The sequence below is a fragment of the Embleya sp. NPDC025285 genome, from assembly GCF_055558835.1.
In genome coordinates, this window is record NZ_JBVHLU010000001.1 from 288,532 (window position 1) to 300,966 (window position 12,435).

Here is a 12,435-nt window from a genome sequence, read left to right on the forward strand (position 1 = left end):
CCGGCGGTGGGGCGGTACCGCCGGAGGGTCGGCTCCGGCGGTCGTACCGGCGAGGCGTCAGACCCGGCGGTTGTACTGGCGAAGCGTCAACGGGATGAACACCGCCATCAGGGCGAACGCCCAGATCACCGCCACGGTCGCATGATGGGCCACCGGCCCGCCGGTGAGCAGACCACGCGAGGCGTTGGTCACCTCGGTGACCGGGTTGATCTTGACCCACGCCTGCAACCAGCCCGGCATCGTCGAGGTCTTGGCGAACAGGTTCGAGCCGAAGGTCAGCGGAAACATCATCAGGAACGAGACGCCCTGCACGGTGCGCGGCTGCTTCAAGGTCACCCCGAGCAACGCCACGACCCAGCAGATGGCGAACGCGAACAGCAGCACCAGGCCGACCGCGGCGATCACCGCGAACACGTTGGTGTGGAACCGGAAGCCGATGATCGTGCCGAACACGAACACGGACGCGACGGCCACCAGGAACCGGAGCACGTCGCCGAGCACGGTGCCCGCCAGCGGCGCGATCCGCGAGATCGGCAGGCTGCGGAACCGGTCGAACACACCCGTGGACATGTCGGTGCACAGCCCGACTCCGGTGCCCACCGACGCGAACACCACGGTCTGTACCAGGATCCCGGGCAGCACGAACTGGAGATAGTCGTGCGTGCTGCCCTCGATCGCGCCGCCGAAGAGGTACACGAACATCACGATGAACAGGATCGGTTGCAGAGTCAGGTCGATCAGTTGTTCGCTCTGCTTCTTCAACTTCACCAGGCTGCGCCAGGTGAGCGTGAGCGTGTGTCGCAGCGCGGCGCTCGGGGCGTTGCGGTGCGGTAGGTGCCCGGGCGGGCGCGCGGCGGTGTCGTCGGCGGGACGGACGGTGGTCGTGGTCATCGGGAGGCTCCTAGGACACGGGCCAGATGGGAGATGGTCAGCAGCAGGACGGCGAGCAGCGGCAGAACCCGGGTGCCGTAGACGTCGGGACGGTGTTTCACGCGGCCTTGCCCCGGTCGGTCGCCCCGTCGTCGCGTTCGGCCGAGTCCTGGCTGCGGTGCCCGGTGAGGGTCATGAACACCTCGTCCAGGCTGGGCAGTCGCAGGGCGAACTCGGTGGCCCGGATACCGGCTTGGTCGAGCCGGGAGACCACCACCGGGAGCAGGTTCTCGTCGGAGACCGCGACGGTGACCTGACCGCGCTCGCTCTCCACGATCGGATCCCGGCCGGTGAGTTCGCGCAACAACTCGACCACGTCGGGCATTCGGGTCGGGTCGGCCGGCCGGACCTCCAGGCTCTGGCCGCCGACCTGGCTCTTGAGTCGGTCGGCCGTGCCGTTGGCGATCACCCGACCGTGGTCGATGACCACGATGTCGCTCGCCAACTGGTCGGCCTCGTCCAGGTACTGCGTGGTCAGCAACACCGTGACCCCCTCGTCGCGGACCAGTTCGCGCAACATCTGCCACACGTCGCCGCGACTGCGCGGGTCGAGCCCGGTGGTCGGCTCGTCCAGGTACAGGAAGGCGGGGCGACCCACGAGCGAGGCGGCCAGGTCGAGCCGGCGGCGCATACCACCCGAATAGGTGCCCGGGGTGCGACCGCCGGCCTCGGTCAGGTCGAAACGGGCGAGCAGTTCGCGGGCACGCGCCTTCGCCTCGTTGCGGGGCATGTCGAGCAGTCGGCCGAGCAGGAGCAGGTTCTCGAAGCCGGTCATCTCCTCGTCCACCGAGGCGTACTGGCCGGTGAGCCCGATCAGGCCGCGCACGTCGTGCGCCTGCCGGACCGTGTCGAACCCGCCGACCCGGGCGATGCCCGCGTCCGGCTTGATCAGCGTGGCCAGTACGCGGACCATCGTGGTCTTGCCCGCGCCGTTGGGGCCCAGCAGGCCCAGCACGGTGCCGGCCTCGGCCCGCAGGTCGACCCCGGCCAACGCCGTGGTGGTGCCGTACCGCTTGACCAGACCCTCGGTCTCGATCGCGTATGTCATTGGGGTCGCTCCCCGCTAGGTGTTCGTCGTCCGTGTTCGACGTCTTCGTCGTGTGGCGCGATCAGCTTCACCGGGCCCGCTGATATCGCGCGCACACGCCGCCGGCACCGCCGGCACCGGCCTGACACGGTGCCGCCACCGACCCGGCGCCCGCAGCGGTAATGTCCTGGCCTTGAGGGTCCGCGTGGGGAGAACGAGGGAAGACCATCGGGAGCCGCCACATGCTCGCGATAACTTCGAGGTGACAGCGTTCGCGGAGCACGCGGGCGGTCGGGGGCGGCGGACGTGGGGTCGGGTCGACCGACAAGGGGCACACGCGACAGTGGGGGAGGCAGAGCGTTGGCGGCAGCCGTTCCGATTTCGCAGGCACCGGGCCCGGGAGTGCCCGCACGGGGTACGAGCGGTCCGGCCGGGATGATGCGATCACGAGGCATATCCGTGCGCCGACTGGTTCGCGCCGGCGCCACCACTCCCGGCCTGATGCTCGTCACCGGCGTGGTGCTGGTGCTGATCAGCCTGCTGGCCGGACTGTTCGCCGTACTCGCGGTGGGGGACCGCGCGGACGCGGCCAAGGCGGTGGCCACCGGCAGTGAACCGCTCGGCGTCAAGACCCAGGAGATCTACCGGGCACTCGCCGACGCCGACGCGACCGCGGCGGCCGGGCTGCTCGAAGGCGGCGTCGAATCGGCCGATGTGCGCGAGCGCTACCAGCGGGCCATCCAGACCGCGTCGAGCACGCTGATCTCCGCGACCGCCGCCGGCGCCACCGGCAAGGTTGCCGAACAACTCGCCGTGATCGGCGTGCAACTGCCCGAGTACGCCCGCCTGGTCGAGCGCGCCCGCGCCGAGACCCGGCAGGGCAACACGGTCGGCGCCGCCTACCTGCGCTCCGCCTCCAAGAACGTGATGCGCGGCAAAATCCTGCCCGCCGCCACCACGCTGCACGACATGGTGGAAAAGCGCCTCGCCGGCGACCACCGCGACGCCACCTCGACCCCGTGGGTGCCGCTGAGCCTGCTGCTGGTCAGCCTGGCCGCGTTCGCCGCCGCCCTGTGGTTCTTCGCGCTGCGCACGCACCGTCGGATCAACATCGGCCTGCTGATCGCGGGACTGGCCACCCTGGTGTCCATCGGGTGGCTGTGGGCCGGCACCGACAGTTCGCGCACCGACCTCGACCGCAGCCGCAGCGGAGGCTGGGGGCCGGTCGAGACGCTCGCCCAGGCCCGCTTCCTGACCTTGCAGGCGCACGGCGACGAGAGCCTGACCCTGGTCATGCGGGGCAGCGACAACGAACAGTACGAGAACGACTTCAACGAGGTGTGGGGCAAGCTCGTCGGCGTCCCGGCCGAGGGGGGCAAACCCGCGGTGACCGGCATGCTGACCCGCGCAGAGCAGGTCACCGGCTCGGACGCGAGCACGCTGGCGAAGGTCAAGGCGGCGCAGGCCGCCGCCGCGGACTGGAAGAAGGCGCACGGGGACGTCGTCTCGCTGTACCGAAACGGCGAGTTCGAGAAGGCCGTCGCCCAGGTGACCAAGGCCGACGGCGCCTCGCGAGTGGCCTTCACCAAGATCGACGAGGCGTTGGCGGCCGCGGTCGACAAGGACCAGAAGGACTTCGAACGTTCGGTGGCCGCCGGTCGGGACGCGCTCACCGGTCTCGACGTCGGCCTGGGCGTACTGGCGCTGATCGCCGCCGCCGCGACCGTGGACGGCGTCCGTCGCGAGGTCGGGAGGTACAACCGGCCATGAACACCCGTATCGCTCTGCCCGCGGCGGTCTGTGCCCTCGTGCTGACCCTCGCCGGTTGCGGCGCCGGGGTCGACCAGCGCGGCACCGGGCAGCCCCCGCCGCCCGCCGCCGCGCCGCGCGCGACCCCCGGACCCGACACCTCGTGTCCGAACGTCACCGCGAGCCTGCGCCCGACCGGCGCGCTGCCCGCGCCGACCGCGCTGCCCGCCGGCAGCACGATGGAGGTGCTGCGCCGACGCGGCTTCCTGATCGCCGGCATCGATCAGAGCAGCTTCCCGTTCGGTTTCGTGGACCCGAAGTCGAACACCCTCCGCGGCTTCGACATCGACCTGCTGCGCGAGGTGGCGAAGGCGATCTTCGGCGACGACGGCCCGCAGCGCATCCAGTTCCGGGTGGTGCGCAACGAGGAGCGCACGATCGCGGTCGCGCGCGGCGACGTGGACATCATCGCCGAGACCATGACGATCAACTGTCAGCGCAAGCAGAGCGTCGAGTTCTCCTCGGTCTACTTCAACGCCGGCCAGCGACTGCTGGTGCAGCGCGACGGCACCGCCGATCGCGCCGACTACGGTGCCGGGTTGGCCGCACTGCCGCGTGCGATGCGGGTGTGCTCGGTGCCCGGTTCCACCTCGATCACCCTGCTGCGCGAGCAGGCGCCGCAGGTGAAGGTGGTCGAGGGCGACACCTGGGCGGGCTGCCTGGTGTTGCTGCAACAGGGCGAGGCGGACGCGATCACCACCGACGACACGATCCTGGCCGGTCTCCAGGCGCAGGACCGCGTCTTCACCGTCGTGGTCGGCGGCAACCTCACGTTGGAGCCGTACGGCATGGCGATCGCCAAGGATCGTCCCGACTTCGTCCGGTTCGTCAACGCGGTGCTCGAGCGAACCCGCCGGAACGGCCGGTGGAAGGAGCTGTACCGGGAGTACCTGGGCAACTCCCTGGCAGCCGAGGTACCCGACCCGCCCGCGGCCGAATACCGGGACAGCGCGTGAACCGAGCCCCCCGCGTACTGGGCCGCGACGAGATCGACGAACTGATGGCTCGTCACGAAGCGGAGTACGACGGCATCACGGCCGGTCTGATGGAGTTGGAGAGCCACCCGGGACGACAACTCCTGGAAGGCGGTCCGCTCACCGGTCGCACCGCCGAGCAGTGGGAGACCGGCCGTCGGGCGATCTCCCTGCTGTGGGGGCACCGCGAGGCGTACGGCGCGGTGCTGGATCGGCTGCGCGCGCTGCGCGGTCGGCGCGGCAAGCCGCTGCGGCCGGAGTTGGAGGAGTTGTCCTTCCTGCTGCTGGGACAGTCCGCCGAACTGGCCGCGCGCGACATCCCGATCGGCCGGCGCGGGCTGACCGACCCGGCGACCCAGGCACGCCGGATGAGCCTGGCCGAACTGGTCGCGGACATGGCGCCGGCGTGGACCGAGGTGACCGCGGTGGTCGAGGCTGCGGACGCGGTGTGGACCCGCCTGGTGCCCACCCTGGACCGGGTGGACGCGGGAATCGTGGCCGCCGAGGCCCGGGTCGCCGAACTCGGCGGCCCGGACGCGGTGCCCGAGCAGACTGCGGCGCTGGACGGGATCCGCCGCCGCCTCGAGGCAGCCCGTACCCTGGTGGCCGGCGATCCGCTCGCGCTGACCGGTGCGAACGAGCGCCGCATCGGCACCGTGGACGTCTCTGCCATCGAGGCCGACCTGCGCCAAGTCGACGACACAGTGCGACACTTGCTCATCGTCCGGGGTCGCTTCGACGAACGGATCCGCCGACTGGCGGGCATGCTCGACGAGTTGGGGTACCAGGAGGGCGACACGATTCGGCGACGCGCGCACGTGCTCGGCCGGATCGGTGACAAGCGGGTGCCCGAGGTGCCGCTGCGGGCGGCCACGTTGCGGGATCGGCTGGCCTCGGTCACCATGCTCGGCGGCGAGGGCGACTGGGCGCGCGTCTCGCGGGAGCTGAGCGCGTTGGAGAACGACGTACAAGGTGCCCGGGACCGGCTTGCGGCCACCCGTGCGCACATCGACGCGCCACTGGCCCGGCGCGACGAACTGCGCGGCCTGGTGCAGTCCTACCGGGCGATGGCGGCACGCGGCGGACACGGCGAGGACGCCGCGTTGGAGTCGCTGTACAGCCACGCCAAGGAGTTGTTGTGGCGAGCGCCGTGTGAACTCGAAGTGGCGGTACGGGTGGTGACCCGCTATCAGGAGGCGGTGATCGCCGCGCACCGCGAGGATCGTCCGGACGACAAGGGGGAACAGAGATGACCAAGTGCAATCGCCCGCCTTGCCCGGGCGAGATCGACGACGGGTTCTGCACCGAATGCGGCCGCGAACCGCTGGCCGCCGGCCCGGCCCCGGTGGATCCCGGGCACGACCCGAATCGGTCCGCGAGGTCCGGCGTCTCCGGCACCGCGGGCACCGCGGGCTCCTCGTCCGCGCGCAGCGCCTCCGGGCGCAGCTCGCGGCGCTCCGGCAGCACCGGCACCAGCCGTCGGCTCGGCGGCGGTCTGGTCGAGATGCCCAACGTGCCGCGCCGCAACCCGGAGACCGCGCTCGCGCGCAACCCGGTGATTCCCGAGGAGAAGCGCTTCTGCCGCAAGTGCGAGCAGCCGGTCGGCCGCGGCCGGGGCGGTCGGCCCGGCGTCGCGAACGGGTTCTGCCCGCGCGATCGCACGCCGTTCTCGTTCGCGCCCAAGCTCCAGCGCGACGACATGGTCGGCCAGTACCGGATCATCGGCTGCCTCGCCCGCGGCGGCTTCGGCTGGGTCTATCTCGCCCAGGACACCGCCGCGCACAACATGTGGGTCGTGCTCAAGGGCCTGCTCGGCAGCGACGACGCCGACTCGCGCGCCGCGGCCCTGGCCGAGCAGCGCATCCTGACCCAGATCCAGCACGCCAACATCGTGCACATCCAGACCGTCGTGCAGCACCCGGACCCGCTCACCGGCCAGGACGAGACCTACCTGGTGATGGAGTACGTCGGCGGCCTGTCGCTGATGGACCGGCTCAAGTCGAAGCGCGAGAGCGACCCCAAGGCCGTGCTGCCGGTCGAGCAGGTGCTGGCCTACGCGATCGACATCCTGCCCGCGTTCGGCTACCTGCACCAACAGAACCTGGTCTACTGCGACTTCAAGCCGGACAACGTGATCCAGACCGAGGACCAGCTCAAGCTGATCGACCTCGGCGCGGTGACCGACCTGGCCCGACCGGGCAAGTTCACCTACGGCACGGTCGGCTACCAGGCACCCGAGATCGAGACCGTCCGGGCCGAACCCTCGGTCGAGTCGGACCTGTTCACCATCGGCCGCACGATGGCCGTGCTCAGCTTCTACTTCGCCGGTTACACCCGCAAGTACAAGGCGGGCCTGCCACCCGCCTCCGAGGTGCCGCTGTTCACCGAATTCGAGTCCTATCACCGGCTGTTGCTGCGGGCCACGCACCCCGAGCCGGAGCAGCGCTTCGCCTCCGCGGCGGACATGGCCGAGCAGTGCGTCGCGGTGCTGCGCGAGGTGGTCGCGATCCGCTCCGGCGAGCCGCGTCCGGGCGTGTCCGGCCTGTTCGGGCCGGAGACCCGGGTCGTGCACGCCGAGGTGGCCGCGCGCAACACCGAGCCCGGCCTGCTCGCGCCCGCCCCCGACCCGGCGGTGATCGCCGGCGCGCTGCCGGTGCCCCGGGTGGACGCCGCCGATCCGGCCGCGAACCTGCTGGCCACGGTGGCCACCACCAATCCCGACGAGCTGCTCTCCGCGCTCACCGCCGCGGGCATCTCCTCGCCGGAGGGCACGCTGCGGCTGGTCCGGATGTGCATCGAGCAGGGCGATGTGGTGCGTGCCCGGGCCTTCCTCGCGGACATCGACGCCGACGACTGGCGACTGCCCTGGTTCGAGGGCCTTGCCGCGCTCTCCGACCAGGATCTCCCGCGTGCCCACGAGTGCTTCGACGGGGTGCGCGGTGCGCTGCCCGGCGAGCCCGCGCCGCGGATCGCGCTCGGCGCGGTCCGCGAACTGATGGGCCGCCACGACGAGGCGGCCGCCGAGTATCGCGGTGTGTGGGCCACCGACCGGGCCTACGTCGCGGCGGCGTTCGGACTGGCCCGATGCCAACTGGCCACCGGCGACCGGGCGGGTGCGGTACGCACCCTGGAGAGCGTGCCGGACACCTCGGCCAACCACGTCGCGGCGCAGACCGCGGCGTTGCGCACCCGGATCAGCGGGCGGGGCGCGGGCGAGGAGTTGGGTCCCGACCTGACCGCGGCGTCCGACCGGCTGGGCGCGTTGCGCCTGGAGGGGGAGGCGCACGATCGGCTCGCCGTGGAGTTGTTGGAGACCGCGCTGGAATGGGTCAAGGCGGGCGCGAAGGGTGGGAATCCGGGCACCGGGGACGCGGGTGGAACCGCGAAGGTGCTCGGCAGCGAGTTGAAGGAAAAGCCTCTGCGGTTCGCCTTGGAAAAGTGTTACCGCGATCTGGCCCGGCACGTGACGACGCATGCGGAGCGCATCGCGCTCGTCGACCGGGCGAACGAGGTGCGACCGTGGACGTGGGTGTGATCAGAGTGGCTGGATATGGACGACTGGACGCGGCCGGGCCCGGGGGTGCCCCGGACGGGGACGAGGCCGCCCCGCCCGAGCCGCCGACGGCCGCCGGCGGGGCGTGTCCCTCGTGCGGGCTCGCCGGCGACGCGGATGACCGGTACTGCGAGTCCTGTGGCTACGACCTGGACATCCCGGTGCCGCCGGTGGCCGAACGGCCGCCGCCCAGGCGGGTGGTGACGCCCAGCGGGCACGGCCCGGTGTGCTCCGCGTGCGGTACCGCGACGATCGGCTCGGACGGGTGGTGCGACGCGTGCGGGCGGCCGTTCAACCCGCGCGATCACGTCGAGAGCGACCTGGGGCTGGTCGCGATGGTCAGCAACCGGGGTCTGCGGCACCGGCGCAACGAGGACTCCGCCGCACTGCGGGTGTTGCGGATGCCGGACGGCAGCGATCACGTGGTCGCGGTGGTGTGCGACGGGGTGTCCTCCTCGCCGCGCCCCGACGAGGCGTCGGCGACCGCCGCCGAGACCGCGTGCGCGACCATGGCGGCCACGCTGGTCGAGGGATGCGGACCGGCCAAGGCCACCAGCGCGGGAGTGGCCGCCGCGGCGAGCGCGGTGGCCCGGATGCCCGGGGCCGAGGACGCGGGCAACGCCCCGGCGTGCACCCTGGTGTCGGCGATCATGACACCCGGCGAGATCACCGTGGGCTGGGTGGGTGACAGCCGCGCCTACTGGCTGGCCGATCCGGACAGCGGCGCGGACGACGCCGCGGACGGCGACGACACGCTGCCCGGTGCGAGCACGCTGCCTCGTGGGGCGGTCGGCGAGCCGCACGCGGACGACGCGGGGTCGGACGAGGCCCGGCGCACCCCCTCCGCGCTGCTGACCGAGGACGACTCCTGGGCGACCCGGATGATCGCGCTCGGCGCGATGACCGAGGCCGAGGCGTACGCGGACCGACGCGCGCACGCGATCGTGTCCTGGCTGGGCGCGGACGCGGGCGAGGTGCGGCCCCGGGTGACCAGTCTGCGCCCGTCCGGCCCCGGAGTCCTGCTGCTGTGCAGCGACGGGTTGTGGAACTACCTCTCGGTCGCGCCGACGTTGGCCGCGATGGTGCTGCCCGGCGCGTTGGAACAGCCGCTGGCCGCCGCGCGGATGCTCACCGGCTTCGCGCTCGACCGCGGCGGTGCCGACAACATCACCGTCGCGCTGATCCCGTTCAACCCGCCCGGGGATCCGGTGCGCGGCCCCGACCACGTCTGAGCCGGAAACGAAGGAGTCGGATTCATGTCAGGCGCCCCCGAATTCACCATCGAGATCAACCAGAACCCCTACCTGCCGATGGGAGGTCACGAGGTCCACGCCGTCGCGCACATCCGGGCCTCGGGGCCGCCGACCGGAGTGCGGGCCGGCGCTCGCGGTGCCGAGGTGATCATGGTGGACAGCTCGGGTTCGATGGACTTCCCGTCCACCAAGCTCAAGGCCGCCAAGCAGGCCACCAAGGCCGCGATCGACACGCTGCGCGACGGCACACTGTTCGCGGTGGTCTCGGGGACCGGTATGGCGTCGATGGTGTATCCGTTCGAGGAGGGCCTGGTCGCGGCCGACGAGCGCACCCGCAAGGAGGCCAAGCGCGAGGTGGACAAGCTCCGCGCGCGCGGCGGCACCGCGATGGGGCAGTGGCTGCTGATGGCCCGTCGCCTGTTGGAACCGCACAAGGACGCGATCCGGCACGCGATCCTGCTCACCGACGGCAAGAACGAGAGCGAGCGCGAGCAGGACCTCGCCGAGGCGATCGCCTACTGCGAGGGTGTGTTCGTCTGCGACTGCCGGGGCATCGGCCTGGACTGGCGGGTGGAGGAGGTGCGCAAGATCTCCACCGCGCTGCTGGGCGACATCGGCCTGGTGAGCGAACCGGCGGACCTGGTCGCCGACTTCACCAGGATGATGCAGAACGCGATGGGCAAGTCGGTGGCCGACGTGACCCTGCGCGTGCGCACGATCAACAACGCCCGGGTGAAGTACGTCAAGCAGACCTACCCGGTGATCGACGACCTGACCGCGCGGCGCACCGAGGTGGGGCCCAACGTCGGCGACTACCCGACCGGTTCGTGGGGCGGCGAGAGCAAGCACTACCACGTGTGCCTGGAGGTCGAGCCGGACGAGGTCAACCCGGGCGGCAAGCGCCGTCCGTGTCAGATCTCGGTGGTGCTGCCGGACGGCGCGGGCGGTCTGGAACTGGCCAAGGCCGGCGTGTTCGCGCAGTGGACCGACGACGAGGAACTCTCCACCCGGATCAACCAGGAGGTGGCCAAGGTCACCGGTCGGGAGAAGCTGGCCAACGCGGTCCAGGAGGGTCTGCAGGCCCGTCGCGACGGGGACGAGACCACCGCGACCGCGCGGCTGGTGCAGGCCCTGGAGCTGGCCAACGAGGCGGGTGACGAGCACACCGCGCGGCTGCTCGGCCGAGTCGTGGAGGTCGAGGCGGACGGCACCAGCAGGCTCCGCAACGACGACGACGAGGGCATGATGATCATCGACGTCGAGTCGCACAAGACTGCCCGGGTGGGACCGCCGATCGAGGGCTGAGCCTGGTTGCCGGCACGCGTCGGGCTGGGTACGGGGAACAGGAAGGAGGTCCGCTCATGCACATCTGTCCGGTCGGTCATGAGTCCACCGCCGCGGACTACTGCGACGAGTGCGGACGTACGATGCCCACCGCCGGCGATCCGTCCGACGGCCCGAGCGGGTCGGGCCCGGACGGGTCGGGGCCGGGCGGGAACGTGCTGACCTGTCGTTTCTGCGCGACCGAGTACACGCCAAACGACCAGTTCTGCGAGGGCTGCGGGCACGAGTTGACGCACGGGTCGAACCAGCCCGGCGGCGTGGACGACGACGGGAACACCGGGAACACCGGGGGCGGTGGGAAGGACGGGAACGGCGGCAACGGCACGAAGGGCGGGCCGGGGCCGACCGAGGACCCGCCGCCTTCCCGCACGGTGTGGACGGCCCGCGTGGTGCCCGACCACGACTACTTCCTGCGGGTGCTCGAATGGGACGGCCCGGACGCGCACAGCATGCGCTTCCCGCACGAACAGGAGCCGTGGACGCTGGAGTTGACCGGCGAGTCGATGCGCATCGGCCGGCGCAACTCCAGCACGAGCTCGGCCCCGCCGGAGATTCCGATCGGTGCCCCGGGAGTCTCCCGCCGCCATGCGATGTTGTTGCGCTGCGGGGACGGCACGTGGGAGGTGATGGACCTGGGATCGGCCAACGGGACCACCATCAACGCCGGTTTCGACCGGGTCCGCCGCGACCCGGTGCACCTCGAGGACGGCGACCGCGTGCACGTGGGGGCCTGGACGACGCTGGAGATCCGGCGCGTGGAACTGTGAGGCCGCCGGCGCGGCGACGCCGGTCGGACCCGGGGGCACGCCCCACGGCCGACCGGCGCCGGTGCGGTCAGCCGGTCGCGGCCACGCCCGGGGCCAGGGCGGCCAGGATCGGGCCCGGGTCGGCGGCGGCCTCGGCCGAGGTCAGCCGCGCGGTGACGCGTCCCGTGGACAACACCGTCAGATGATCCGCGATGCCCTGGACGAAGCCCAGTTGCGGGGCGGCGACCAGGATGGTCAGACCCTCGTCGGCGAGCGTGGTGATCAACGCCCGGATCTGCTCGGCGATCACCGGGGACAGGCCCTCGGTCGGCTCGTCCAGCAGGATCAGCCGCGGCCCGCCGAGCAGTGCCCGGGCGATCGCCAGCATCTGCTGTTCGCCGCCGGAGAGTTGCGAACCCCGATTGCCCGCGCGCTCGCCCAGGCGCGGCAGGAGCTCCAGCACCCGCGCGGGGGTCCACGCGGCGTGCTTGCGGTGGGCCAGCTTGAGATGCTCGGCCACGGTCAGGCTCGCGAACACCCGCCGACCCTGCGGCACCAGGCCGATGCCCGCGAGCGAGACGCGGTGCGCGGGACGCCCGGTGAGGTCGCCACCGTCCAGCGTCACGCGGCCGCCGGAGGGCTTGAGCAGCCCCGCGACGGTGTGGATGAGGGTGGACTTGCCCGCTCCATTGGCGCCCAGGAGCGCGTGCACCGTGCCCTCGGGGATGCTCAGGTCCACCCCGTGCAGCACCGAGCCGCCCTGGTAGCCCGCCGTCAGTTCGCCGATCTCCAGCACGAT

The 12,435-nt window shown here is 71.7% G+C and carries 10 protein-coding genes; 7 read left to right on the forward strand and 3 right to left on the reverse strand.

Annotated elements, in window-relative coordinates; genetic code table 11:
* Positions 1-57 precede the first annotated feature (57 nt).
* Both ACZ4FV_RS01165 and ACZ4FV_RS01170 read right to left on the reverse strand, forming a co-directional pair.
* Positions 58-891: an ABC transporter permease gene (locus ACZ4FV_RS01165; protein WP_465321545.1), complete on the reverse strand. Its 834-nt coding sequence runs from the start codon at positions 889-891 to the stop codon at positions 58-60.
* Positions 892-988: 97 nt separating this feature from the next.
* Positions 989-1,978 carry an ATP-binding cassette domain-containing protein gene (locus ACZ4FV_RS01170; protein WP_395859734.1) on the reverse strand — a complete coding sequence of 330 codons (990 nt, stop codon included), beginning with the start codon at positions 1,976-1,978 and terminating at the stop codon, positions 989-991.
* Positions 1,979-2,416: 438 nt separating this feature from the next.
* On the opposite strand from ACZ4FV_RS01170, the gene ACZ4FV_RS01175 reads away from it, so the two are divergent.
* The 7 genes from ACZ4FV_RS01175 to ACZ4FV_RS01205 are packed head-to-tail and all read left to right on the forward strand — an operon-like array spanning position 2,417 to position 11,657.
* Positions 2,417-3,727: a hypothetical protein gene (locus ACZ4FV_RS01175; protein ID WP_395859733.1), complete on the forward strand. Its 1,311-nt coding sequence runs from the start codon at positions 2,417-2,419 to the stop codon at positions 3,725-3,727.
* The gene (locus ACZ4FV_RS01180; protein ID WP_402229161.1) at positions 3,724-4,722 is read left to right on the forward strand and encodes a glutamate ABC transporter substrate-binding protein; all 999 of its coding nucleotides are present in this window, start codon (positions 3,724-3,726) and stop codon (positions 4,720-4,722) included. The genes ACZ4FV_RS01175 and ACZ4FV_RS01180 overlap by 4 nt, the downstream gene beginning before the upstream one ends.
* Positions 4,719-5,993, forward strand: coding sequence for an FUSC family protein (locus tag ACZ4FV_RS01185; protein WP_395859731.1), 1,275 nt, complete (start codon positions 4,719-4,721; stop codon positions 5,991-5,993). Before ACZ4FV_RS01180 ends, ACZ4FV_RS01185 begins: the two co-directional genes overlap by 4 nt.
* Complete coding sequence (locus tag ACZ4FV_RS01190; RefSeq protein WP_465321546.1) at positions 5,990-8,275, forward strand: serine/threonine-protein kinase; 2,286 nt, start codon at positions 5,990-5,992, stop codon at positions 8,273-8,275. Before ACZ4FV_RS01185 ends, ACZ4FV_RS01190 begins: the two co-directional genes overlap by 4 nt.
* Positions 8,272-9,525: a protein phosphatase 2C domain-containing protein gene (locus ACZ4FV_RS01195; RefSeq protein WP_465321547.1), complete on the forward strand. Its 1,254-nt coding sequence runs from the start codon at positions 8,272-8,274 to the stop codon at positions 9,523-9,525. Before ACZ4FV_RS01190 ends, ACZ4FV_RS01195 begins: the two co-directional genes overlap by 4 nt.
* A gap of 24 nt (positions 9,526-9,549) precedes the next feature.
* Positions 9,550-10,851 (forward strand): VWA domain-containing protein, encoded by a 1,302-nt coding sequence (locus ACZ4FV_RS01200; RefSeq protein WP_395859728.1) that lies wholly within the window; start codon positions 9,550-9,552, stop codon positions 10,849-10,851.
* Between the two features lie 56 nt (positions 10,852-10,907).
* Positions 10,908-11,657 carry an FHA domain-containing protein gene (locus ACZ4FV_RS01205; RefSeq protein ID WP_465321548.1) on the forward strand — a complete coding sequence of 250 codons (750 nt, stop codon included), beginning with the start codon at positions 10,908-10,910 and terminating at the stop codon, positions 11,655-11,657.
* A gap of 67 nt (positions 11,658-11,724) precedes the next feature.
* Here the strand turns inward: ACZ4FV_RS01205 and ACZ4FV_RS01210 are convergent, their stop codons facing one another.
* Positions 11,725-12,432 (reverse strand): ABC transporter ATP-binding protein, encoded by a 708-nt coding sequence (locus tag ACZ4FV_RS01210; protein WP_395859726.1) that lies wholly within the window; start codon positions 12,430-12,432, stop codon positions 11,725-11,727.
* Between the last annotated feature and the right edge of the window lie 3 nt (positions 12,433-12,435).

Coding starts and splice junctions, on each gene's coding strand:
- ACZ4FV_RS01165 (WP_465321545.1), bottom strand. CDS start 891: ATGACCACGACCACCGTCCGTCCCGCCGACGACACCGCCGCGCGCCCG.
- ACZ4FV_RS01170 (WP_395859734.1), bottom strand. CDS start 1,978: ATGACATACGCGATCGAGACCGAGGGTCTGGTCAAGCGGTACGGCACC.
- ACZ4FV_RS01180 (WP_402229161.1), top strand. CDS start 3,724: ATGAACACCCGTATCGCTCTGCCCGCGGCGGTCTGTGCCCTCGTGCTG.
- ACZ4FV_RS01190 (WP_465321546.1), top strand. CDS start 5,990: ATGACCAAGTGCAATCGCCCGCCTTGCCCGGGCGAGATCGACGACGGG.
- ACZ4FV_RS01200 (WP_395859728.1), top strand. CDS start 9,550: ATGTCAGGCGCCCCCGAATTCACCATCGAGATCAACCAGAACCCCTAC.
- ACZ4FV_RS01205 (WP_465321548.1), top strand. CDS start 10,908: ATGCACATCTGTCCGGTCGGTCATGAGTCCACCGCCGCGGACTACTGC.